The organism is Mesorhizobium sp. M1088, assembly GCF_040318575.1.
Taxonomy (GTDB): Bacteria; Pseudomonadota; Alphaproteobacteria; order Rhizobiales; family Rhizobiaceae; genus Mesorhizobium.
In genome coordinates, this window is sequence record NZ_JAMYMO010000028.1 from 62432 (window position 1) to 83578 (window position 21147).

Below are 21147 nucleotides of genomic sequence, written 5' to 3' on the forward strand. Positions count from 1 at the left end.
CGGACGGCGCTTCACGTCACTCCGCGAACGTCACCCACTCTTCCAGCGGCGCGCGGTCGGTGCGGAAGGCATTTTCGGGCTTGGACGTATCCTCATGGCCGAGCGCCATGCCGCAGACGACGATCTCCTCGTCGGGAATGTTGAGCACCGGCCTGATCTGCCGGTGATAGGGCGCGAAGGCAGCTTGCGGACAGGTGTGCAGGCCCCTGCCCCGCGCGGCGACCATGATGTTTTGCAGGAACATGCCGTAGTCGATCCACGACCCCTTGTTCAGCCGCCGGTCGACGGTGAAGATCATGCCGACCGGCGCGTCGAAGAAGACGAAGTTGCGGTCGTGCTGCGCACGCATCCTGTCGACCTCGCGCCGGCCGATGCCGAGCACGCCGTAGAGGCCGAAGCCGTTGGCGCGCCGTCGCGTCAGATAGGGTTCGAAGAACTGGTCGGGATAGTAGCGGTACTCGTCCCACTCGGCCTTTTCGGCGCGGATGCCCGAACTGAGGATGGCATCGGTGATGCGCTGCTTGACCTCGCCCTTGGTCACATAGACTTTCCAGGGCTGCATGTTGGTGCCTGAGGGCGCGCGCGCGGCAACGGCGAGAATATCGCGGATGGTCTCGTCGTCGACCATATCGGGCAAGAAGGCGCGTACCGACCGCCGCGAGGTGATCGCGTCATCGACGATCGCCGCCGCAATCCGGGAGTTGTTTTCCAGCATGGCCGTCCCTTTGCGTATGATGCCGAATCCGATTTTCCGGAAGGATCATGCGCCGACTAGAAGTGATGGAGCATCCTTGCGCGTCTTTTTGAACGCCCGATAGCCTACCCGCCTCGACCGGACGCCCCACTCGCCGCTCGTGCGCCGAGCCTTTGCCCGAACCGTCAAAATGGCGCAAGTAAATCTTGTGAGTGCATGAAAATCCTCTTGATCTTTTTCATGAACCCGCCATCAAATGAAATTTGCTGGGAATTTTTCATCGAGACAGGGATGGCTTTGCCCTCAACCGCCGCCAGATCGGAACAGGACAGCGGCGAACGGCTGCTGGCCGGCGACATCCGCGCGTTGCGCAAGGCGCGCGGCCTGACGCTTGCTGAAATCGCACTGAAGCTCGGCCGTTCCGTCGGCTGGGTCAGCCAGGTCGAGCGCGGTCTGTCGGTCCCGTCGCTCGGCGATCTCAGGGCCTTCGCCGAATTGTTCGGCGTGCCGGTCAGCCTGTTCTTCAGCCATGACGTACCTGTCGAGACCGAGCGCGGCGTGGTCGTGCGTGCCGGCAACCGGCGCACGCTTGGCACAAGCGATTCCGGCCTGGTGGAGGAGCTTCTGTCGCCCGATCTCGGCGGTAGCTTCGAGATGCTGCGTTCGGTCTTCGCCCCGGGTGCCGAGCTGCAGACCGAGTCGCGCCGGCCGACCGAGGAAGCCGGCTACGTCGCTTCCGGCAGTTTCGATATCGAAATTGCCGGCGTCTGGCACCGGCTTGGCGAAGGCGATTCCTTCCGCTTCGACGGCAAGCCGTTCCGCTGGCGCAATCCTGGAGCGGAACCGGCTGTGGTGATCTGGGTGGTTTCGCCGCCTGTCTATTGAACGAATGCATGTCGCCCAAAAGTGCGTGGCGGTTTTGGGACAACGACATGCATCAAAACAAATAGTCGGAGAAGAACATGGCCGGTTTGCCGACCACGGCACGCGTTGTGATCATCGGAGGTGGTGCCGTCGGCACCTCCTCGCTCTACCATCTCGCCAAGGCGGGCTGGACCGACTGCGTGCTTCTGGAGAAGAACGAGCTGACCTCCGGCTCGACCTGGCATGCCGCCGGCAACGTGCCGACTTTCTCCTCGTCATGGTCGCTGATGAACATGCAGCGTTATTCGACCGAGCTCTATCGCCGGCTGGCCGACGAGGTCGGCTATCCCATGAACTACCACGTCACCGGCTCGCTCAGGCTAGCCCATAGCGCGGAGCGCATGCAGGAATTCCAGCGCGCCAAGGGCATGGGCCGTTACCAGGGCATGGATATCGACGTGGTCGGGCTCGACGAGATCAAGCGCCGTTACCCCTTCATCGAGACGCATGAGCTGAAAGGCGCGCTCTACGATCCGAATGATGGCGATATCGATCCAGCGCAATTGACCCAGGCACTGGCCAAGGGCGCGCGTGACATGGGCGCGAAGATCATCCGCTTCTGTCCGGTCACCGGCGTGCGCCGCGACAACGACGAGTGGGTGGTCGAGACAACGCAAGGCGAGATCCGCTGCGAGATCGTCGTCAACGCCGCCGGCTACCGCGCCGCCGAGGTCGGCAGGATGTTCGGCCGCGAGGTGCCGATGATGGTGATGAGCCATCAATACATCCTGTTTGAGGAAATCCCCGAACTGGCCGCATGGTCGAAGGAGCAGGGCAAGAAGCTGCCGCTGCTGCGCGACGTCGATACGTCCTATTATCTGCGCCAGGAAAAGAACGGCATGAATCTCGGCCCCTATGAGCGCAATTGCCGCGCCCACTGGGTCGGCCACAACGACCCAATGCCCGACGACTTTTCGTTCCAGCTGTTTCCCGACGATCTCGACCAGCTGGAACATTACCTGGCCGATGCTGTCGCCCGCGTGCCGATCCTCGGCACCGCCGGCCTGTCCAAGGTCATCAACGGGCCGATCCCCTATGCGCCGGACGGCAACCCGCTGATCGGCCCGATGCCCGGCGTGCCCAACGCCTTCGAGGCCTGCGTCTTCACCTTCGGCATCGCCCAGGGCGGCGGCGCCGGCAAGGTGCTGGCCGAATGGGTGACCGAGGGCCAGACCGAATGGGACATGTGGTCGTGCGATCCGCGCCGTTTCACCGCCTTTGCCTCGGCCCCGGATTATTGCGTCGCCAAGGGCATGGAGATCTATGGCAACGAATATGCCATCCAGTTCCCGCGCCATGCCTGGCCGGCCGGGCGCGACCGCAAGCTGTCGCCGCTCCACGACCGCATCAAGGCACTCGGCGCCCGGTTCGACGCCTATAATGGCTGGGAACGCGCCACCTGGTATGCGAAGCCAGGCGACGACATCTCCGAACAATCCACGCTGACCTTCCGCCGCGACGGGCCGTGGCAGCATCGTGTGCGCGAGGAATGCCTCGCCGTGCGCGATGCCGCCGGCATTCTGGACCTGCCGGGGTTTTCCCGTTTCAATCTCGATGGTCCGGGTGCCGCCGAATGGCTGAGCCTCCAGGTGACAGGCCTGGTGCCGAAACCCGGCCGCATCGGCCTCGTCTATTTTGCCGACGACAAGGGCCGCATCGTCACCGAAATGTCGGTGGTCCGCCACGACGAGAACCTGATGACGCTGATCACCGCCGCGGTGGCTCAGTGGCATGATTTCGAATGGCTGAAATCGCGCATCCCGAAGGACGCCACTTTCAAGCTGGTCGACCGGACGGAGGAATACTCCACCCAGATCCTCGCCGGCCCCAACTCGCGAAAAATCCTCGCCGAACTCTGCGCGGCCGACCTCACCCTGCCCTGGCTGACGCATCAGGAAACCAGTATCGCCGGACGTTGGGCAAAGCTGGTGCGCGTATCCTTCGCGGGCGAGCTCGGCTGGGAAGTCCACAGCAAGGTCGACGATACCGCAGCCATCTTCGACGCCCTCTGGGCAGCCGGCCAGAAGCACAGCCTGAAACCGTTCGGCATGTACGCGCTGGATTCGCTGCGGCTCGAAAAAGGTTACCGCACCTGGAAGGGCGACCTGTCGACCGACTATTCGATCCTGCAGGGCGGGCTGGAGCGCTTCGTCAGATGGGATAAGCCCGACTTCCGCGGCAAGGCGGCGCTGCAGAACGAGAAGCAGCAGGGCATCAAGAGGCGCTTCGTCACGCTGGTCGTCGAAAACCCCGGCGACTGCGATGCGCCCTACATGTCGACGCTGTGGCATGACGGCCGGATCGTCGGCGAGACGACATCCGGCGGTTGGGGTCATCGCATCGACAAGTCGATCGCGCTCGGCATGCTGCGCGCCGACCTCACCGAGCCGGGAACCGCTGTCGAGGTCGAGATCTTCGGCGAACGTTTTCGGGCGGTCGTGCAGAGGGATGAGCCGTTATGGGATCCAAAGAACGAGAGGCTCAGAGCATGAAGACTGTTATCCTTACCGATGGTGGCATGGGCCAGGAGCTGGTCCGCCGCAGCAGTTCCGAGCCGACGCCGCTGTGGTCGGCCAGGGTGCTGATCGACGAACCGGATCTGGTGCGCGACCTGCATGCGGAATTCATCCGTGCCGGCGCCCGCGTCATCACCATCAACACCTATTCGGCCACGCCGGAGCGGCTGGCACGCGAAGGCGCGGAAGAGCTGTTCAAGCCGCTGCAGAAGCGCGGCATCGAACTGGCAAGGCAAGCCCGCGACCAGGCCGGCGACGCGGCGATTGCCGGCTGCCTGTCGCCGCTGTTCGGCAGCTATGCGCCGGCGCTGACGATATCCTTCCAGGATACGCTCGACATCTATCGCCGTATCGTTGCCGAGCAGGCGGACGGCGTCGATCTGTTTCTGTGCGAAACCATGGCGTCGGCCGAAGAGGCGCGCGCCGCCGTCACCGCGGCGTCGGAAAGCGGCAAGCCCGTATGGGTGTCGTGGACGCTTGCCGACCACGGCACGCCGCGCCTGCGCAGCGGCGAAGCCATTGCGGCGGCGTCGGGCGCTCTTGCCGGCCTGCCCGTCGCGGCCCGGCTGATCAATTGCTGCCGGCCCGAAGCGATCGCTGCAGCGCTGCCCGAACTGATCGCTCTCGGCGGGCCGGTCGGCGCTTATGCCAACGGCTTCACCTCGATTGAGGCGCTCAAGCATGGCGGTACGGTGGAAGTGCTGCACGCCCGCCACGACCTCGATCCGGATGCCTATGCCGGCCAGGCGGTCGATTGGGTCGAGGCCGGCGCCGGCATCGTCGGCGGCTGCTGCGAAGTCGGACCGGCCCACATCGCCGCGCTGCGCGACCGGCTCGAACAGGCCGGTTATGAAATTTCGGGAGCAGCATAATGCCCAGGCCATCTTCGCGCATTTCCGGCATCGTGCCTTCGGGCAAGGATGGCTGGGAGGTTCATTCCGCTGCCTGGGCGCGCAAGCAGGCCGGCGAGGACATCATCATGCTGTCGGTCGGCGACCATGATTTCGACACGCCGAGCGAGACGATCGAAGCCTGCGTGACGGCGGTTCGCGCCAGCAATCACCACTACACCCCGCTTGCCGGCGTTCCGCGCCTGCGCAAGGCGATGGCGGCGGCCTCGACGCGGTGCACCGGGGTTGCGACAAATCCCGACCAGGTCATCGCCACCCCGGGCGGGCAGGCCGCGCTTTACGCGGCCATACAAGCGGTTCTCGACCAGGGCGACCATGCCATCGTCGTCGCGCCCTATTACGCCACCTATCCCAACACCTTCAGTGCGGCGGGCGCCGAGTTCAGCGTCGTCGAGACCCCCGCCGAGGATGGCTTTCAGCCGCGCGCCGCCGACATTCGCGCCGCCCTTCGGCCGAACACCCGCGCCATCCTGATCAACACGCCGAACAATCCCACGGGCGCCGTCTATTCGCGCGAGCGCCTGGAAGAGCTGGCGCAGATCTGCCGCGAACATGACCTCTGGCTGCTGTCGGACGAGGTCTACTGGACGCTGGGCGGCGGCGAGCACGTCTCACCACGCTCGCTGCCCGGCATGGCGGAACGCACGCTGGTCATCAACTCGATGTCCAAGAGCCACGGCATGACCGGCTGGCGCATGGGCTGGCTGACCGGGCCGGAACCGATGGTCTCGCTGCTGACCGACCTCAATCTGGTGATGACCTACGGCCTGCCGGCCTTCATCAGCCTCGCCTGCGCCGAGGCGCTCGAAAATGGCTACGGCGTCAAGGAAATCGCCGAGCGCTACGCCGCGAGGCGCACCGTCGTCCTCGATGCCATGCGCGGTATGAACAACATCACCGTGCGCGGCTCCGAAGGCGGCATGTACGTCATGCTCGACATATCGGCGATCGAGCCGGACGACGAAAAATTCGCCTGGGCCTTCCTCGACCAGGAAAAGGTCGGCGTCATGCCCGGCTCGAGCTTCGGCGAGGCTGCAGCCGGCCACATCCGCTTCAGCCTCTGCCAGCCTGAGCCGGTGCTGATGGAGGCTGCCACGCGCCTGCGCCGCTTTGCCTCCAGCTATGGTCGCGAGGCCGCATGAACGCCTCGCCCACCAAAACCATTCCGACCAAGGTCATTCCTCCCAAAGCGCGGGCGGTCATCATCGGCGGCGGCGTCTCCGGCTGCTCGGTCGCCTATCATCTGGCCAAGCTCGGCTGGACCGATATCGTGCTGCTCGAGCGCAAGCAGCTGACGTCGGGCACGACATGGCACGCCGCCGGCCTGATCGGCCAGCTGCGCGGCTCGCAGAACATGACGCGGCTGGCGAAATACTCGGCCGACCTCTACGTCAAGCTGGAGGCCGAGACCGATGTCGGCACCGGCATGCGCCAGGTCGGCTCGATCACGGTGGCGCTTACCGAGGAGCGCAAGCACGAGATCTATCGGCAGGCGTCTCTCGCCCGCGCCTTCGATGTCGATGTGCGCGAGATTTCGCCTAGTGAAGTCAAGCAGATGTACCCGCATCTCAATGTGTCAGATGTGGTCGGCGCCGTGCACCTGCCGCTCGACGGCCAGTGCGATCCGGCCAATATCGCCATGGCGTTGGCCAAGGGCGCGCGCCAGCGCGGTGCAACGATCGTCGAGAACGTCAAGGTGACCAAGGTGCATACCAGGGCCGGCCGCGTCACCGGCGTTTCCTGGGTGCAGGGCGACGAGCAAGGCCTGATCGAGGCCGATATCGTCGTCAACTGCGCCGGCATGTGGGCACGCGAACTTGGCGCCCGGAACGGCGTCACCATCCCGTTGCACGCCTGCGAACATTTCTATCTCGTCACGGAACCGATCCCCGGCCTTTCCCGCTTGCCGGTGCTGCGCGTGCCGGACGAGTGCGCCTACTACAAGGAAGATGCCGGCAAGATGATGCTCGGCGCTTTCGAGCCGGTGGCCAAGCCCTGGGGCATGAACGGCATAAGCGAGGATTTCTGCTTCGACCAGTTGCCGCAGGACATGGACCATTTCGAGCCGATCCTGGAAATGGGCGTCAACCGCATGCCGATGCTGGCCACCGCCGGCATCCACACCTTCTTCAACGGCCCCGAGAGTTTTACCCCCGACGATCGCTATTATCTCGGCGAGGCGCCGGAGCTTTCCGGCTACTGGATGGCGACCGGCTACAATTCGATCGGCATCGTCTCCTCCGGTGGCGCCGGCATGGCGCTGGCGCAATGGATCAATGACGGCGAGGCGCCCTTCGACCTCTGGGAGGTCGACATCCGCCGCGCCCAGCCGTTCCAGAAGAACCGCCGCTATCTCAAGGAGCGCGTCTCCGAAACGCTCGGCCTGCTCTATGCCGATCATTTTCCGTACCGGCAGATGGCAACCTCGCGAAACGTCCGCCGTTCGCCGCTGCACGAACATCTGAAGGCGCGCGGCGCGGTGTTCGGCGAGGTCGCCGGCTGGGAGCGCGCCAACTGGTTTGCGCGGGAGGGCCAGGAGCGCGAATACCGCTATTCCTGGAAACGGCAGAACTGGTTCGACAACCAGCGCGAGGAGCATCTGGCGGTCCGAAACGGCGTCGGCCTGTTCGACATGACCTCGTTCGGCAAGATCCGCGTCGAGGGCCGCGACGCCTGCGCCTTCCTGCAAAGGCTCTGCGCCAACGACATGGACGTGACGCCGGGCAAGATCGTCTACACCCAGATGCTCAACCAGCGCGGCGGCATTGAGAGCGACCTCACCGTCTCGCGATTGTCCGAAACAGCCTTCTTGCTCGTCGTGCCCGGCGCCACGCTGCAGCGCGACCTGGCCTGGCTGCGAAAACACCTTGCCGACGAGTTCGTCGTCATCACCGATGTGACCGCTGCCGAAGCCGTGCTTTGCCTGATGGGCCCGGATTCGAGGAAGCTGATCCAAAAGGTCAGCCCCAACGATTTCTCCAACGGGAACAATCCGTTCGGCACGTTTCAGGAGATCGAAATCGGCATGGGCCTGGCCCGCGCCCACCGCGTCACCTATGTCGGCGAGCTCGGCTGGGAGCTTTATGTCTCGACCGACCAGGCCGCCCACGTCTTCGAGGCGATACAAGAAGCCGGCGCCGACGTCGGCCTGAAGCTATGCGGCCTGCACACACTGGATTCCTGCCGCATCGAAAAGGCGTTCAGGCATTTCGGCCACGACATCACCGACGAGGACAATGTGCTGGAGGCCGGGCTGGGTTTCGCGGTGAAGACGGCCAAGGGCAACTTCATCGGCCGCGATGTGGTGCTGAAGAAGAAAGAAACCGGCCTGTCACGCCGGCTGGTGCAGTTCCGCCTGAACGACACCGAGCCGCTGCTCTTCCACAATGAGGCGATCCTGCGCGACGGCAAGATCGTCGGTCCGATCACCTCGGGCAATTACGGCCATCATCTCGGCGGCGCGATCGGGCTTGGTTACGTGCCGTGCCAGGGCGAGAGCGAGGCGGATGTCCTGTCGTCGTCCTACGAGATCGAGATCGCCGGCGAGCGCTTTGCCGCCGAGGCCTCGCTCAAGCCGATGTACGATCCGAAGGCGGAACGGGTGCGGATGTAAGTCTTTTCCTTCTCCCCCTGTGGGAGAAGGTGGCCGAGCGAAGCTCGGTCGGATGAGGGGTGTTGGAAGGATCGCTACCTCAAGGGAATTAGCGTTTACTCCCGTCCCAATCTTCCCACGCCGCGTTTCTTCCAGCACCCCTCATCCGGCTCGGCGCTACGCGCCGATCCACCTTCTCCCACAAGGGGAGAAGGAAAAGTCCCCTCCCGCGTCAGAACGCGTCCATCCTGGCCGCGACTTTCGCCACGAACCTCGTCCGACTGCCCTCGGTCGACAGGTTCATCGAGTAATGCGCAAGGTAGGAAACCGACCCGCCGGGCTTGATCGTCGCACGCAGCACCCGCTTGACCAGCTTGCGCGGCGGGTCACCCATCAGCATGGCTCGGAACCGGCTGCCGCCATAGGTCGTGACCGCGACCACCTTGCGGATGTTGTGCAGTGACGGCTGCACCTTGCCGTCGACCAGCTTGAACGACACGCCGGGCAGGAAGACGCGATCGAAAAAGCCTTTCAGAATGGCCGGATAGCCGAAGTTCCACACCGGAAACGACAGCACCAGCGCCTCGGCCCGCAACAGGCGCTCGACATAAGGCGCCGCCGGATCGCCGGCACTGCGCGCGTCGTGATAGGACAGCCGCTCGGCGTGCGTCAGCCTGGGATCGAAACCCTCGGCATAGAGATCGCAATCGTCGACCACATGGCCGGCCGCTTTCAGCCGCTCGACGATCGTCCGGTGCAGATCGGCGTTGAAGCTGGTCTCCACCGGATGAGCGTAGAGGACGAGGATTTTCAACCCGCCTTCTCCAGCCCCTTGAACAGGAACGACTTGCCCGAGCGATAATCATAGTCCGGGTTTTCCCAGGCGATCATCTTGCCCGGATTGAGCAGCCCTTGCGGGTCGGTTTCGCGCTTGAAGGCGAGCTGCACCTCGTCGGTGCGCTTCATGCCGCCTTCTTCCAGCGTGTAGCGGTGCGGGTTGAAGATCCAGCAGCCATTGTCCTCGTGGATGCGGATGATCTCGTCGAGCCGCTCCGCCGTGGTGAAGCGCACCAGCGGCAGCCCTGCAATGCCGATTGCGCCGTCGAAGCGGATGAATTCGAGATGCGCCGGCACCTCGTCGCCGAAGCGGTCGACCATCGCCTTGACGTGGCCGAGGTGGTCCGGCGACGGGTAGCGGGTCTGCAGGTAGGTGATCGTCGGATCGACCCGGATGGCACGCAGCGTCGTGTGGTTCCAGGTCAGCTCATAGGCCGGCGGCAATCCCTTGAGATCGGCCTCCTTGTCGGCGCGGAAGACGATCTCGCCCTTGCTGCGCGCCGTGAAGGCGAGGAAGGCATCCATCGCATGCGGCGCGATCATCAGGACGACGATGCTTTGGCCGCGCCGGAAAAACCGCTGGTGGCGCTTGAAGTAATCGTAGGGGATCGGTGCTGCGATCGGCGTGATCAGTTTCGCCAGTATGCCGTCCTGGATGGCGAGGTCGTTGCCGAAGCCGGCCGCATCCATGAAATCGTCGAAGCCGACGATGACGTCGATCCAGTCATAGCTGGCGGTCAGCGGCATCTCGACTTCGGTGATGATGCCGTTGGTGCCGTAGGCGTGCATGACCTTCAGCACGTCCTCGCCGGTGAGCTCCATGACCCGCGGCTGTGCCTCCATCGTCACGGTCCTCAGCCGGATGACGTTGCCGAGGTCGCGCAGTCCGCCCCAGCGGATCGAGCCGATACCGCCGGAGCCGCCGGCGACGAAGCCGCCGATCGATGCGGTGTTGTAGGTCGACGGCGACATGCGGAGCTCCTGGCCGGAATGCGCCCGCGTCGCTCTGTCGATGTCGGCGAGCACGGCGCCGGGGCCGGTGACGACACGGCCGGGGGCGATCGTCTTGACCGCGTTCATCTCGGCGAGATTGAGCACGACGCCGCCGGACAAGGGCATCGCTTGGCCGTAGTTGCCAGTGCCGCTGCCGCGCGGCGTCACCGGGACGCCATGCCGGTGACAGGCGGCGAGAATGCGGACGACCTCGTCTTCGGTTTTCGGCGTCACGATCAGGTCGCCGGTGACGTGATCGAGCTGCTGCTTCAGCACCGGGCTGTACCAGTAGAAGTCGCGGCTCTTCTGCTGGACGATCGCCGGATGGTCGTCGATCTTCAAACCGTCCAGATCGCGCTTGAGCGCCGCAATATCCATCATTCCACCATCAGATCATCGAGTTCGGCATAATCGGGCAGCTGGCGCTCGATCGCCTGGCCGTCGCGCACGACGATGCGGTCCGATTCGGGTCGCGACAGCAATTCCGTCCAGCTTCGCCCCCTGAAGACGACGAAATCGGCCGGCGCTCCGGCGGCAAGCGTGCCGAAACCATCGAGCCGCATCACCTTGGCCGGCGTTGCGGTGACAGCTTGCGGCCAGTCGGCGACGGGATGGTCTAGATGCAGGATGCGCGTCGCCATGCGATAGACCTCCAGCATGTCGAGATCGCCATAGGCGTAGAACGGGTCGCGCGTATTGTCGGAGGCGACGGCGACGGCAATGCCGCGCGCCTTCATCTCGTGCAGCAGCGTCACCCCGCGCCAGCGCGGCGTTGTCCTGTCGCCTCGCCGGTCCTGCAGATAGAGATTGCACATCGGCAGCGACACCACCGCCAGGCCGGCCTTGGCGACCTTATCCAGGGTGTCGAGCACGTCGAGATCGGGCTGGCGTGCCAGCGAGCAGCAATGGCCGACCAGGATGTTCCCGTCAAAACCGTTCCAAAGGGCGGCTTCGGCGATTTTCTTCAACGAGATCGCCGCGATATCGTCGGTCTCGTCGGCATGGAAATCGAGGTCGAGGCCATGCTTGATCGCCTGCGCAAACACCTGGTCGAGCAGTTCTTCGAGGTCCGGCATCATATAGGTGACGACGCCGAGCACGCCCTTGGCGGCAGCCACCCGCTTGGCCAGCCTCTCGAACCATTTCCTGTCGCGCACGCCTTCGATGCCGAGCAGGCAGGCCGCCTGCAGCTCGATGCGGCCGCGCCATTTCTCCCGCATCGCCTCGAACACCGGCCAGGAGATCTCTTCCTGCGGCGCGACGCTGTCGAGATGCGTGCGCAGCGCCCTGGTGCCGTGCGCGTAGGCGCAGCGCAGCGAAAAATCCATGCGGCGGGCAACGTCGTCGGCGCTCCAGCGCGCCGCGCGGTCGGCGCCGGTGGCGTTCAAAGCGCCCATGAAGGTGCCGTCCGGGTTGGGCTTTCGGGGCCAGATGTGGCCCTTGTCGATATGGGTGTGGCAGTCGACAAAGCACGGCAGCACGATGCGGCCGCCGAGGTCGGTGGCGTCCGCCGGTGCGTTGGATCGATGCGCCGTAATCCCGGAGATCTTGCCATCGGCGACGGCAATGTCCGCGAGCGCAAATCCGTCGGCGTCAAAGGCAGCCGCAAGCCCCGGCGTCAGCGACGCGTGAAGCCGGACGTTGGAAAGATGGTAGGAACCAGAAGCCGGTATCAAGGCGGCGCTGCTCACCATCACCGCTCCTGCCTCAGCGCGCTCTCGTGCCAGCGCCGCAAAATGAGATGCGAAATCAGCGACAGCACCAGGAAGATCAGGATGCCCGTGAGCGAGATCAGGATCAGCGCCGCGAACAGTCTTGGTGCATTGAGCCGGTAGCCGGCCTCGATGATGCGCGAGGCGAGGCCGGACGACTGGCCGGTGGCGCCGGCGACGAACTCTGCCACCACCGCGCCGATCAGCGACAGGCCGCCGGCGATCTTCAGCCCGCCGAGGAAATAAGGCATCGCCGCCGGCAGCCGCAGATAGCGCAATTGCTGCCAGCGGGTCGCACCGTTGAGCTTGAACATGTCGCGCAGATTGCGGTCGACAGAATTGAGGCCGAGCGTGGTGTTGGAGAGGATCGGGAAGAAGGCGACGATCCAGGCGCAAAGCAAAAGCTTCGTCGTCTGGTTGTCGACATAGATATTGATCAGCGGAAAGATCGCGACGATCGGCGTCACCTGCAGCACGATGGCGAAGGGAAAGAACGACATCTCGACCCATTTCGACTGAGCGAACAGCACTGCCAGCCCGACACCGCCGACCACGGCGAGAAGCAGGCTCAAGAAGGTGATCCTGAGTGTCACTAGCAGCGAGGAGAACAGCAGCCCGGCATCGTCGTGCAGCGTTTGCAGCACCACACCGGGACGCGGCAGGATGTATTTCGGGATGTCGTTCCAGACGCAGATGCGGTCCCACAGCCAGATGGCCAGGATCATGATCGCCAGCGGCAGCAGCCATCTGCCGATGCGCTCGAAGCGCTCCTGGCGGACGCGGCGCGCCTCCTCCGGGTCGAGCGCCAGGACTGGTTCTTCAATGGCCGTCATGATGCGGTCCGGCAGTTGAGTTGATGGCGCCGATCAGCACGTCGGATGCCTGGCGGCAGAGCGCGGCATAGTCGGGCGAGGTGCGAAACGCCTCGTCGCGCGGATAGGATGCATCGACGGCAAGCTCGGCAAACACCCGGCCCGGCCGCGCCGCCATGACGACGATGCGGTTGGAGAGGAATACGCTTTCGAAGACGCTGTGGGTGACGAAAACGACGGTAAAACGCTCATCCTGCCATAGCTCGAGAAGGTCGTTGTTGAGCTTGAAGCGGGTGATCTCGTCGAGTGCGGCGAACGGCTCGTCCATCAACAGAATGCGCGGCTTGGTTACCATGGCGCGGGCGATAGAGACGCGCATCTTCATGCCGCCGGACAGTTCGCGCGGCACGGCATTCTCGAAGCCGGTCAGGTGAACCCGCGCCAGCATCTCCATCACCGCCGGCGCCGCCTTGGCACGCGACACGCCCTTCAGCCGCAGCGGCAGCCAGACATTGTCAAAGACGTCGGCCCAGGGCAGCAGCGTCGGCTCCTGGAAGACGAAGCCGATATTTGAACGGTCGCCGATATTCGAACGCTCGAGGGCGCCGCTGCCGCGCCAGTCGAGCACGCCCGAGGTCGGCGTCGACAGGCCGGCAATCAGCCGCAGCGCCGTCGACTTGCCGCAGCCCGACGGCCCGAGCAGGCTGAGGAAGTCGCCTTCCCGGATCGTCAGCTCGACATTGCTGAGCGCGGTAACGCCGTTGGAAAACACCTTGCCGACACCGCGCAGCGCCAACAGCGTCGGCCCTGGTATACTTCCTGGCTGTTGCGCCACTTTCTCCAGCTTCACGGCCTACTTCTTCAGGTCGAGCCCGACGCTCTTGTTGACGAAGGCCAGCGTGTAGGCCTTCTTGATGTCGATGCCCGCCGGCGTGACCTTGGCCTTGATCATCTTGTCGTAGAAACTCTGGATGCGCGCATCGGTCATGGCGCCGATGCCGAGCTTTTCGCTGTCGCCGGAATCGACCACGCCGAACTTCTTCAGCTGCTCGATCGAGAAGGCGATCTGCTCATCCGTCATGTCCGGATTTTCCTTTTTGATCATCTCGTTGGCGGCCTTGTTGTCACCGTAGAGATAATTGTACCAGCCCTTGGCCGAGCCATCGACGAAGCACTGGACCACCTCGGGACGCTTGTCGATCGTCTCCTGCATGGTCTCGACCGTCGTTGCATATGTGTCCCAGCCATAGTCGGCCAGCAGAAACTGGTTCGGCGTGAAACCGCCCTGCTTCTGGACGGCGAATGGCTCCGAGGTGACGTAACCCTGCTGGATCGACTTCTTGTTGGCGATGAACGGTGCCGGGTTGAAGGTGTAGGGCACGCGCTTGGCGGCATCGAAGCCGAGGTCGGTGACCATCCACTGGAAGAAGGTCTGCGCACCTTCGTCGCCGAGGATGTACTGCTCGGCGTTCTTCAGGTCTTCCCATTTGTCCAGCCCCTGCCCGGGATGGGACATGATGACCTGCGGGTCCTTCTGGAAGTCGGCCGCCACGACGCGCATCGGTATGCCTTGCTGCACGGCATCGAAGGCCGACAGCAGATTGCCGCCCATGTAAAAATCGATCTTGCCGGCCAGCAGCAGCGGCCGGCCGCTGACCTGTGGGCCGCCCTGCATGATCGTCACGTCGATGCCGCAAGCGGCATAGGTGCCGTCCACCACGGCCTGGTAGTAACCGCCATGCTCCGGCTCGGCCAGCCAGTTGGTGCCGAAGGTGACTTTTTCGTTCGCTGCCGCGGCAAGCGTGCCTGCGCCAAGCAGCACGATCACGCCCGCCGAAATCTTGAGTTTTCCGTACATCCACACCACCCTTTGTTCGCTCCGGCGCGTCACGCGTCGGGCTCGACACCATTGTTTCAAGAAGCAAGACACATGCCACCGGCGCGTTGCGCCGGGACCGCCCGCTTGTGCAATGCCCGCCTGTGCAATGGCGGCGCGAAGGCCGGACGGGTCATGCTGTACGAAAGGCATCGTGCCTATTTTTTGATCGCCTGTCCACAATCGCCCTCGTGACATGCACCGCCATCTTGATGCCCGCATCGATCCGGCCTTAGGCTGCCGTGAACGGAGATTGCCATGTTCAAATTTCTCACGCCGAAGTCGATCAAGCCGCCCTTCGCCCGCTACAGCCATGGCGTCGAACTGCCGCCCGGCAAGCGGCTGGTGCTGTGTTCGGGCCAGGTCGCAATCACCCCGGACGACCAGATCCCCGAGGAGGCCGGCGCCCAAACCGAACTCTGTTTCCAGAACATATCGGCGATTCTCGGCGAGGCGGGGCTCGGCCTGTCCGACATCGTCCGCATCAATGCCTACGTCACCGACCGCGCCTTCCTGCGCCCCTATATGGAGGTTCGCGACCGACTGTTCACCAGCCCTGCGCCCGCCTCGACGCTGATGATCGTGTCCGGTTTTGCCCGGCCGGAATTCAAGGTCGAGATCGAGGTCATTGCGGCGGGATGATCGACAGCCGATCGTTCCCGCGTTAGGTCTGGGCTTGTCGGTTCAAGAGGGCATGACATGACCGCTGCAAAAAAACGCGTATGGTGGGGTGACTACCGGACCACCGAATACGCGACCGTCGATCCTGAGGCGACCATTGCCGTTCTGCCGCTGGCGGCGATCGAGCAGCACGGGCCGCATCTGCCGGTCTCGACCGACACCTCGATCATGAACGGCATGCTGGAAACGGTGATCGCGCGCCTGCCCGGCGATCTCGACATCCGCATCCTGCCGGTCCAGGCGGTAGGCAAGTCGAACGAGCATTTGCATGCACCGGGCACCCTCACCCTGCCGGCGACGACCTTGGTCGAGGCGTGGACCGAACTTGGCCTGTCGGTCGCGCGCGCCGGCGTCCGAAAACTGATTGTCGTCAACTCGCATGGCGGCAATGAGGAGATCATGGGCCTCGTCACCCGCGAATTGCGCGTGCGGGCAAAGATGCTGGCGGTAAAGACCAGCTGGCAGCGTTTTGGCCGGCCGGCCGGCATGTACACCGAGCTCGAAGACCGCCACGGCATTCATGGCGGCGACGTCGAGACCTCGTTGATGCTGCATTTCCGGCCCGACCTCGTCGACATGGCCAAGGCCGACAATTTCGTGTCCAAGGTCGCCCGCGCCGAAAAGGAATTTTCGCTGCTGCGCCACACCGGAACGCACGCCTTCGCCTGGATCGCCAGCGACCTCAACCCGAATGGCGTGGTCGGCGACGCCAGCATTGCCACCGCCGAAAAAGGCCGGCTGACCGCCGAACATCAGGCCGACGGCTTCATCGGCCTGCTGAGGGACGTGGGCAAGGCAAAGCTGGCGGATTGGTTGGCTTAGGTGTTTGATCCCACCAGCTCAGGCCTCGCTCACGAGGGGCGATTCCATTCGCGCGCGAGGATCCTTACTTCACCTCTTGAAGCGGCGACACCGTGTAGATTTCGTCCAGTATCTTCACCATCAAGGTGTTGGCGGTCGCCTGGCCGTCGAGCGCGAGAGTCAGGTTGGTCCATATGACCAGGGTCACGTCATTGGCCGGATCGTAGCCCATGAAGGACTGGTAACCGGGCATCTCGCCTTCGTGATAGTAGATTTCGTTACGCCCGAAGGTCAGCGTTAGGATGCCATAGCCGTATTTTTGCATGGCGGGTTCGCCCGGCTCCGGCGCCTCAGGGCTTGCAAGCCACTGCCGCTGAAAGTCGGCATTGAAGAGCTTGCCCCCGACCAGCGCGCGCATCCAGGTCGCGAGGTCATCCGCGGTGGAGATGACTCCGCCAGCCGCAAAGTAGGCGGACGGGTTCTGCCATGTGTCGTCGTTGGGCTTGAGCGTTCCCGCCCTGGCCGCAGCCTGGAGGTCGTCCGGATAGGGCGCATCAGCCAGGGCGTACGAAGTACTGCCGTAGAGATAGCCGTTTGAGTATGGCTCGGGGATGGCGTTCGACGTGCTCGGCGGCAAAGCGGTGTTCTTCATGCCGAGCGGTCCGAACAGGCGGTCCCGGAAGATGGTCGAGAGCGGCTTGCCGTCGATCTTCTCGGCAACAAGGCCGAGCAGATAGTAGTTGGTGTTGTTGTACTCGAATTCGGCACCCGGCGCGAAGTCCGGCGGCCGTTTGAACGCCATGCCGAGTACTTCATCAGCGGTCCATACCTTGTAAGGATACTTGTCCAGGCTTTCGGCAAGTTCCGGCGCATTGGTGAAGTTAGGGAGGCCGCTCCGCATTGTTATGAGCTGCCGAATGGTTATCTCGTCGCCGTTGGGAACGCGCTGGACGTATTTCGAGATCAGATCGGCGAAGCTCAGTTTCCCTTCCTGCACCAGTTGCACGATGACAGCGGCGGTCATCGTCTTGGTGTTCGAGGCCGCACGGAAGTGGGTATCGGCGCGCGGCGGGTTCGTGGCACCCAGTTCAGTCGTACCGTAGCCGAAGACGAGGTTGCCCCGCGGAGTCTTGAGCAAAACCATGGCACCGGGCAGCATAAGTTCCTTGGCCAAACCCTCGACAGTGGCTTGGAGCGCTGCCAGGTCGATCGACTTGAGAGCCGGCACGGACGCGGCCATGGCGCTGCCTGTCGCGCAGACCACGCCAACAACCATGGCCAAAATTCTCCCGATCATCATTCGCCCCTTGGCCGTGTGCTAGAACTCCTGCGCACTTTTCCTGGAATTTGTTTTTAGGCTCAGATTTTCAATTCGAACGGCGTGCCTTCGAAAGCATCCGCGCCGCGCCCGATCGCCTGGATCGCTTCGATCATCCGGCCTCTGCGATCGAGCAGTGCGTCGGCAATTGCGATCAGCCGAGGATTGGGTGTCGCCGTGGGCGACAGCGCGCGCAGCGTCTCGGCCAACTCGGCCTCGTCGCGCTTCGGCGCCAGCGCTGCCGCGATGATGTAGGCCGAGGCGGTCGAGCGGCTGATGCCGGCATAGCAATGCACCACCAGCGGCCGCGACCGATTCCATTGCCGTGCGAAATCGAGCAGGTTCAGAACATGCTCCTCGCCCGGCATCGTCATGCCCTCTTGCGCCACCGCAATGTCATGCATGACCAGATGCAGATGGTTTTCCCTGGTGATCGAGGCCGGTCGCATCACCTCCGTTCCGGCGGCAAGCAGCGAAAGCAGCCGGCCGGCCCCGGTCTTCGTTACCGTTTCCTCGACTTTGGACAGCGAGCAGACATGGATCATTGGGTCGTTTCTCCCTTGGCATTATCGTCGCGCCGCGAGGCCCAGCCGGCAAGTGCCGATTCGAGCCGCCGCCATTCTTCATCGGCTCCCGGCAGGCCGGCGCGCAGCACATTCGGACGATCGGCGAAATGCCGAAGCAGGATGCCGCGCTGGCCGAGCACCGAAAACAGGCCGGCGGCGTTCGCCAGCCTGAGATAGCGGAACAGCGTGGTGCCACCGGCGACAGGCACGCCGAAGCGGCCGAACAGCGTATCGAGCCGTGCGGCATCCTCTGCCAGACGGCGCCGCATCCCGGCCTGCCAGCCGGTGTCGGCAAGCGCCCTTATGCCATATTCGAGCGCCGGCCCGGCAACCGCCCATGGCCCGAACTGCGCCTCCAGCCGCTCGACCGTCAGCGCATCGGCCAGTACAAAGCCAAGCCGCAGGCCGGCCAGGCCGAAGAACTTACCGAACGAACGCAGCACGACGATGCCGCCCTGGTCGACGTCGCCGGCCAGGCTTTCGCTGCGCGGGCCGACATCCATGAAGGCCTCGTCGACCACCAGCAGCCCGCCTCTGGCGCGTAATGTCCCGGCAAGTCGAAGCAATCTTTCGCGCTCGACGACGCGCCCGTCCGGGTTGTTGGGATTGACGACGACGGCAAGGTCGGCCGCCGCCAGGGCTTCGAAATCATCGACTTCAGCCGCCGCATGGCCGGCGATCGCCGCTGCCCGCCGATGCTCGGCATAAGTCGGCCCGAGCACCAGCGCCGTGCCCGGGCTGACCAGGGAAGCGACGCGCGGCAACAGGATCTGCGTGCCGGGCGCCGCTGCGACATTCGCCGCCGACGGGGCGCCATAGGCGCTTGCCGCGAGTTCAGCCAAGTCGCGGCTGCGCGCTGTTTCCGGCAATCGCGACAGGGCGGTGGCGGGCAAATCGAAAAGCGGGTAGGAGTGCGGATTGATCCCGGTCGAGAGGTCGACGAAAGGCAGCGGCGCGTGAGGGAAAAGCGCCCTCGCCCGGCCAAGGCTTCCGCCGTGGTCCACTGCCGCCGTCACTCCATCAAGAGACTTCATGCCGATCCTGATCACTTTCCTGTCGCTGGCCATCGAACTTGTACTCGGCTACCCGGCCCGGCTCTTCGATGCCATTGGCCATCCCGTCACCTGGTTCGGCAGGCTGATATCCTTTCTCGACCGCAGGCTCAACCGCGCCACTGATTCCGACGCCCACCGTCGCGGCTGGGGCGTCGTCGCGCTGCTGGTGATCGTGCTGGTGCCGGCCGCCCTCGCCCTCTGGCTCGAAACCTTGCTTTGGAGCATTCCCCTCGGCTTGTTGGTCACCGCAATCCTGGCGACGTCGCTGCTGTCGCAGAAGAGCCTGGCCGAGCATGTCGAAGCGGTCGCCGACGCACTCGACAGCGGCGGACTGGATATGGGCCGCATTGCCGTCTCGCGGATCGTCGGTCGCGACCCGGAAAAGCTCGACAGGGCCGCTGTCTGCCGCGCCGCGATCGAAAGCCTGGCCGAGAATTTCTCCGACGGTGTCGTCGCGCCGGCCTTCTGGCTCGGTATTGGCGGGCTCGCCGGCGGCGTCGCCTACAAGGCCGCCAACACCGCCGATTCGATGATCGGCCATCGCACCCCGCGCCACGAAGCCTTCGGCTGGGCGGCTGCGCGCTTCGACGATTGGATCAATCTGCCGGCGTCGCGGCTGACGGCGCTGCTGATCGTACTCGCCGCTTTCCTGGTCAAGGGCGCCGACGCCAAGGGCGCCTGGCACGCCGTGCGGCGCGATGCGAAAAAACACCGCTCACCCAATGCCGGCTGGCCGGAAGCAGCGATGGCCGGCGCGCTCGGCCTGGCGCTCGCCGGCCCCCGCTCCTACGACGGCGTCATGGTCGAAGACGCGTTGATGGGCGAAGGCGGCCGGCACGAGGTGGAGAGCGCCGACATCCGACGAGCCCTCAAACTCTACCGCGTCGCCGACTTACTGCTGATCGCGCTGTTCGGGATCATCGTGGTGATCGTCATCGCCGCGTGAACGTCCGAATGGGTCGGCAAACCCGACCTACCAGGTGACACGGACTTCCTTTGCGCTCGGATCGGCTTCCACGCCAAACCTTTTGATCGCGTACCCACCGGCAGCTACGGGAGAAGATTTCAATAAGGGTTCGACTACGACAAAAAGTCGTTCAGCGTTTGGCCCATACATGTAGAGGATGCATTCGCCTTCACCAAACAAGTCACCGTCAAACTCGCCGACCGATGCATCCTCGATAGCTTTCTCTAGCCGATCCTCGAGCGCATAAATGGATTCGCGTTCGTCAGCGGCACCAAACTGACCATCATTGAGAATAAGATAGACGATTACCGCCTGGTCCACGAACAATCTCCAGCTTCGCAAGCGACCAGAACTCTATCCCCTGACATCCGGCGGCACTGAAACTCTACCGGATCGCCGACTTTCTGCTGATCGCACTGTTTGGGGTAATCTCGACGGTCGTAATTCTGTTGTGATCTTCGCCCGATCTCAGGCGAAACAAAAACCCGCCATGCGGCGGGTCGTTGGAGCCAATTAGCACCATACCGAAATTAGTAGCATAGCTGCCGGCACAAAGCAAGAACAAAAAATAGGGCTACGCCTCAAATGATCGCTTCAGGTCGGCGCTGCCCCTCACCCTTACCATTCCAGGGGCGAGCCGCTTCGTGCGGCTTTCCCTTCTCCCCTTGTGGAAGAAGGTGGCCGCGAAGCGAGGTCGGATGAGGGGTGCTCCAGCTTGGCACCGGCGGCGCTCCGTCCAACACCCCTCAACCGTCTCGGCGCTCCGCGCCGAGCCACCTTCTCCCACAGGGAGGGCTTTGCATGAAGGGTGTGCTTAACCTGATTGGCCTACTGGGCGTCTTTTGAAGGCGTCTAAGGCCTCGCCCTGTCGCCCTGGCGCGGCATCGACCGG

At 63.9% G+C, this 21147-nt stretch carries 19 protein-coding genes; 8 read left to right on the plus strand and 11 right to left on the minus strand.

What is annotated here, in order from left to right:
• Positions 1 to 16 precede the first annotated feature (16 nt).
• Positions 17 to 715, minus strand: coding sequence for a nitroreductase (locus NKH49_RS24945; RefSeq protein WP_352452121.1), 699 nt, complete (start codon positions 713 to 715; stop codon positions 17 to 19).
• Positions 716 to 985: 270 nt separating this feature from the next.
• On the opposite strand from NKH49_RS24945, the gene NKH49_RS24950 reads away from it, so the two are divergent.
• From NKH49_RS24950 to NKH49_RS24970, 5 genes are all read left to right on the plus strand, one after another.
• Positions 986 to 1579: a helix-turn-helix domain-containing protein gene (locus NKH49_RS24950; RefSeq protein ID WP_352500968.1), complete on the plus strand. Its 594-nt coding sequence runs from the start codon at positions 986 to 988 to the stop codon at positions 1577 to 1579.
• Positions 1580 to 1656: 77 nt separating this feature from the next.
• Positions 1657 to 4110 carry a GcvT family protein gene (locus NKH49_RS24955; protein ID WP_352928363.1) on the plus strand — a complete coding sequence of 818 codons (2454 nt, stop codon included), beginning with the start codon at positions 1657 to 1659 and terminating at the stop codon, positions 4108 to 4110.
• A complete protein-coding gene (locus NKH49_RS24960) occupies positions 4107 to 5006 on the plus strand; it encodes a homocysteine S-methyltransferase family protein (protein WP_352500970.1) in 900 nt (299 codons plus the stop codon). The genes NKH49_RS24955 and NKH49_RS24960 overlap by 4 nt, the downstream gene beginning before the upstream one ends.
• Positions 5006 to 6187 carry a pyridoxal phosphate-dependent aminotransferase gene (locus NKH49_RS24965; protein WP_352539644.1) on the plus strand — a complete coding sequence of 394 codons (1182 nt, stop codon included), beginning with the start codon at positions 5006 to 5008 and terminating at the stop codon, positions 6185 to 6187. The genes NKH49_RS24960 and NKH49_RS24965 overlap by 1 nt, the downstream gene beginning before the upstream one ends.
• Positions 6184 to 8658: a GcvT family protein gene (locus NKH49_RS24970; protein ID WP_352928365.1), complete on the plus strand. Its 2475-nt coding sequence runs from the start codon at positions 6184 to 6186 to the stop codon at positions 8656 to 8658. The genes NKH49_RS24965 and NKH49_RS24970 overlap by 4 nt, the downstream gene beginning before the upstream one ends.
• 211 nt (positions 8659 to 8869) lie before the next feature.
• Here the strand turns inward: NKH49_RS24970 and NKH49_RS24975 are convergent, their stop codons facing one another.
• The 6 genes from NKH49_RS24975 to NKH49_RS25000 are packed head-to-tail and all read right to left on the minus strand — an operon-like array spanning position 8870 to position 14849.
• Positions 8870 to 9451: an NAD(P)H-dependent oxidoreductase gene (locus NKH49_RS24975; protein WP_352928367.1), complete on the minus strand. Its 582-nt coding sequence runs from the start codon at positions 9449 to 9451 to the stop codon at positions 8870 to 8872.
• The gene (locus NKH49_RS24980) at positions 9448 to 10848 is read right to left on the minus strand and encodes an FAD-binding oxidoreductase (protein WP_502907932.1); all 1401 of its coding nucleotides are present in this window, start codon (positions 10846 to 10848) and stop codon (positions 9448 to 9450) included. The genes NKH49_RS24975 and NKH49_RS24980 overlap by 4 nt, the downstream gene beginning before the upstream one ends.
• Complete coding sequence (locus NKH49_RS24985) at positions 10845 to 12143, minus strand: cytosine deaminase (protein WP_352919147.1); 1299 nt, start codon at positions 12141 to 12143, stop codon at positions 10845 to 10847. Before NKH49_RS24985 ends, NKH49_RS24980 begins: the two co-directional genes overlap by 4 nt.
• A 17-nt stretch (positions 12144 to 12160) precedes the next feature.
• Positions 12161 to 13012, minus strand: a complete 852-nt coding sequence (locus NKH49_RS24990) for an ABC transporter permease (RefSeq protein ID WP_352490743.1) — start codon at positions 13010 to 13012, stop codon at positions 12161 to 12163.
• A complete protein-coding gene (locus tag NKH49_RS24995; protein ID WP_352613968.1) occupies positions 12999 to 13841 on the minus strand; it encodes an ABC transporter ATP-binding protein in 843 nt (280 codons plus the stop codon). The genes NKH49_RS24990 and NKH49_RS24995 overlap by 14 nt, the downstream gene beginning before the upstream one ends.
• Before the next feature lie 3 nt (positions 13842 to 13844).
• On the minus strand, positions 13845 to 14849 hold the full coding sequence (locus NKH49_RS25000; protein ID WP_352613967.1) for an ABC transporter substrate-binding protein: 1005 nt from the start codon (positions 14847 to 14849) through the stop codon (positions 13845 to 13847).
• Positions 14850 to 15125: 276 nt separating this feature from the next.
• Between NKH49_RS25000 and NKH49_RS25005 the strand changes: the two genes are divergently transcribed.
• Together NKH49_RS25005 and NKH49_RS25010 are read left to right on the plus strand one after the other, a co-directional pair.
• Positions 15126 to 15509, plus strand: coding sequence for a RidA family protein (locus NKH49_RS25005; protein WP_352928368.1), 384 nt, complete (start codon positions 15126 to 15128; stop codon positions 15507 to 15509).
• A 57-nt stretch (positions 15510 to 15566) separates the two neighbouring features.
• A complete protein-coding gene (locus tag NKH49_RS25010; RefSeq protein WP_352928369.1) occupies positions 15567 to 16370 on the plus strand; it encodes a creatininase family protein in 804 nt (267 codons plus the stop codon).
• 64 nt (positions 16371 to 16434) lie between these two features.
• On the opposite strand, the gene NKH49_RS25015 is transcribed toward NKH49_RS25010, so the two are convergent.
• The 3 genes from NKH49_RS25015 to cobD form a co-directional block, all read right to left on the minus strand.
• A complete protein-coding gene (locus NKH49_RS25015; protein ID WP_352928371.1) occupies positions 16435 to 17589 on the minus strand; it encodes a serine hydrolase domain-containing protein in 1155 nt (384 codons plus the stop codon).
• A 119-nt stretch (positions 17590 to 17708) separates the two neighbouring features.
• Positions 17709 to 18212 carry a tyrosine phosphatase family protein gene (locus NKH49_RS25020; RefSeq protein WP_352742316.1) on the minus strand — a complete coding sequence of 168 codons (504 nt, stop codon included), beginning with the start codon at positions 18210 to 18212 and terminating at the stop codon, positions 17709 to 17711.
• Positions 18209 to 19267 carry a threonine-phosphate decarboxylase CobD gene (cobD, locus tag NKH49_RS25025; RefSeq protein ID WP_352928373.1) on the minus strand — a complete coding sequence of 353 codons (1059 nt, stop codon included), beginning with the start codon at positions 19265 to 19267 and terminating at the stop codon, positions 18209 to 18211. The genes NKH49_RS25020 and cobD overlap by 4 nt, the downstream gene beginning before the upstream one ends.
• Here cobD and cbiB point away from each other — a divergent pair.
• Positions 19266 to 20234: an adenosylcobinamide-phosphate synthase CbiB gene (cbiB, locus tag NKH49_RS25030; protein WP_352928375.1), complete on the plus strand. Its 969-nt coding sequence runs from the start codon at positions 19266 to 19268 to the stop codon at positions 20232 to 20234. The two genes, cobD and cbiB, sit on opposite strands and share 2 nt — an antisense overlap.
• 27 nt (positions 20235 to 20261) lie before the next feature.
• Here the strand turns inward: cbiB and NKH49_RS25035 are convergent, their stop codons facing one another.
• Positions 20262 to 20576: a hypothetical protein gene (locus NKH49_RS25035; protein WP_352470255.1), complete on the minus strand. Its 315-nt coding sequence runs from the start codon at positions 20574 to 20576 to the stop codon at positions 20262 to 20264.
• Positions 20577 to 21147: the final 571 nt, after the last annotated feature.

Excerpts from the sequence above, each read along its gene's own strand:
- NKH49_RS24945 (WP_352452121.1), bottom strand. The coding sequence starts at position 715 with ATGCTGGAAAACAACTCCCGGATTGCGGCGGCGATCGTCGATGACGCG.
- NKH49_RS24950 (WP_352500968.1), top strand. The coding sequence starts at position 986 with ATGGCTTTGCCCTCAACCGCCGCCAGATCGGAACAGGACAGCGGCGAA.
- NKH49_RS24955 (WP_352928363.1), top strand. The coding sequence starts at position 1,657 with ATGGCCGGTTTGCCGACCACGGCACGCGTTGTGATCATCGGAGGTGGT.
- NKH49_RS24960 (WP_352500970.1), top strand. The coding sequence starts at position 4,107 with ATGAAGACTGTTATCCTTACCGATGGTGGCATGGGCCAGGAGCTGGTC.
- NKH49_RS24965 (WP_352539644.1), top strand. The coding sequence starts at position 5,006 with ATGCCCAGGCCATCTTCGCGCATTTCCGGCATCGTGCCTTCGGGCAAG.
- NKH49_RS24970 (WP_352928365.1), top strand. The coding sequence starts at position 6,184 with ATGAACGCCTCGCCCACCAAAACCATTCCGACCAAGGTCATTCCTCCC.
- NKH49_RS24980 (WP_502907932.1), bottom strand. The coding sequence starts at position 10,848 with ATGATGGATATTGCGGCGCTCAAGCGCGATCTGGACGGTTTGAAGATC.
- NKH49_RS24990 (WP_352490743.1), bottom strand. The coding sequence starts at position 13,012 with ATGACGGCCATTGAAGAACCAGTCCTGGCGCTCGACCCGGAGGAGGCG.
- NKH49_RS25000 (WP_352613967.1), bottom strand. The coding sequence starts at position 14,849 with ATGTACGGAAAACTCAAGATTTCGGCGGGCGTGATCGTGCTGCTTGGC.
- NKH49_RS25005 (WP_352928368.1), top strand. The coding sequence starts at position 15,126 with ATGTTCAAATTTCTCACGCCGAAGTCGATCAAGCCGCCCTTCGCCCGC.
- NKH49_RS25010 (WP_352928369.1), top strand. The coding sequence starts at position 15,567 with ATGACCGCTGCAAAAAAACGCGTATGGTGGGGTGACTACCGGACCACC.
- NKH49_RS25015 (WP_352928371.1), bottom strand. The coding sequence starts at position 17,589 with ATGGCCGCGTCCGTGCCGGCTCTCAAGTCGATCGACCTGGCAGCGCTC.
- NKH49_RS25020 (WP_352742316.1), bottom strand. The coding sequence starts at position 18,212 with ATGATCCATGTCTGCTCGCTGTCCAAAGTCGAGGAAACGGTAACGAAG.
- cbiB (WP_352928375.1), top strand. The coding sequence starts at position 19,266 with ATGCCGATCCTGATCACTTTCCTGTCGCTGGCCATCGAACTTGTACTC.
- cobD (WP_352928373.1), bottom strand. The coding sequence starts at position 19,267 with ATGAAGTCTCTTGATGGAGTGACGGCGGCAGTGGACCACGGCGGAAGC.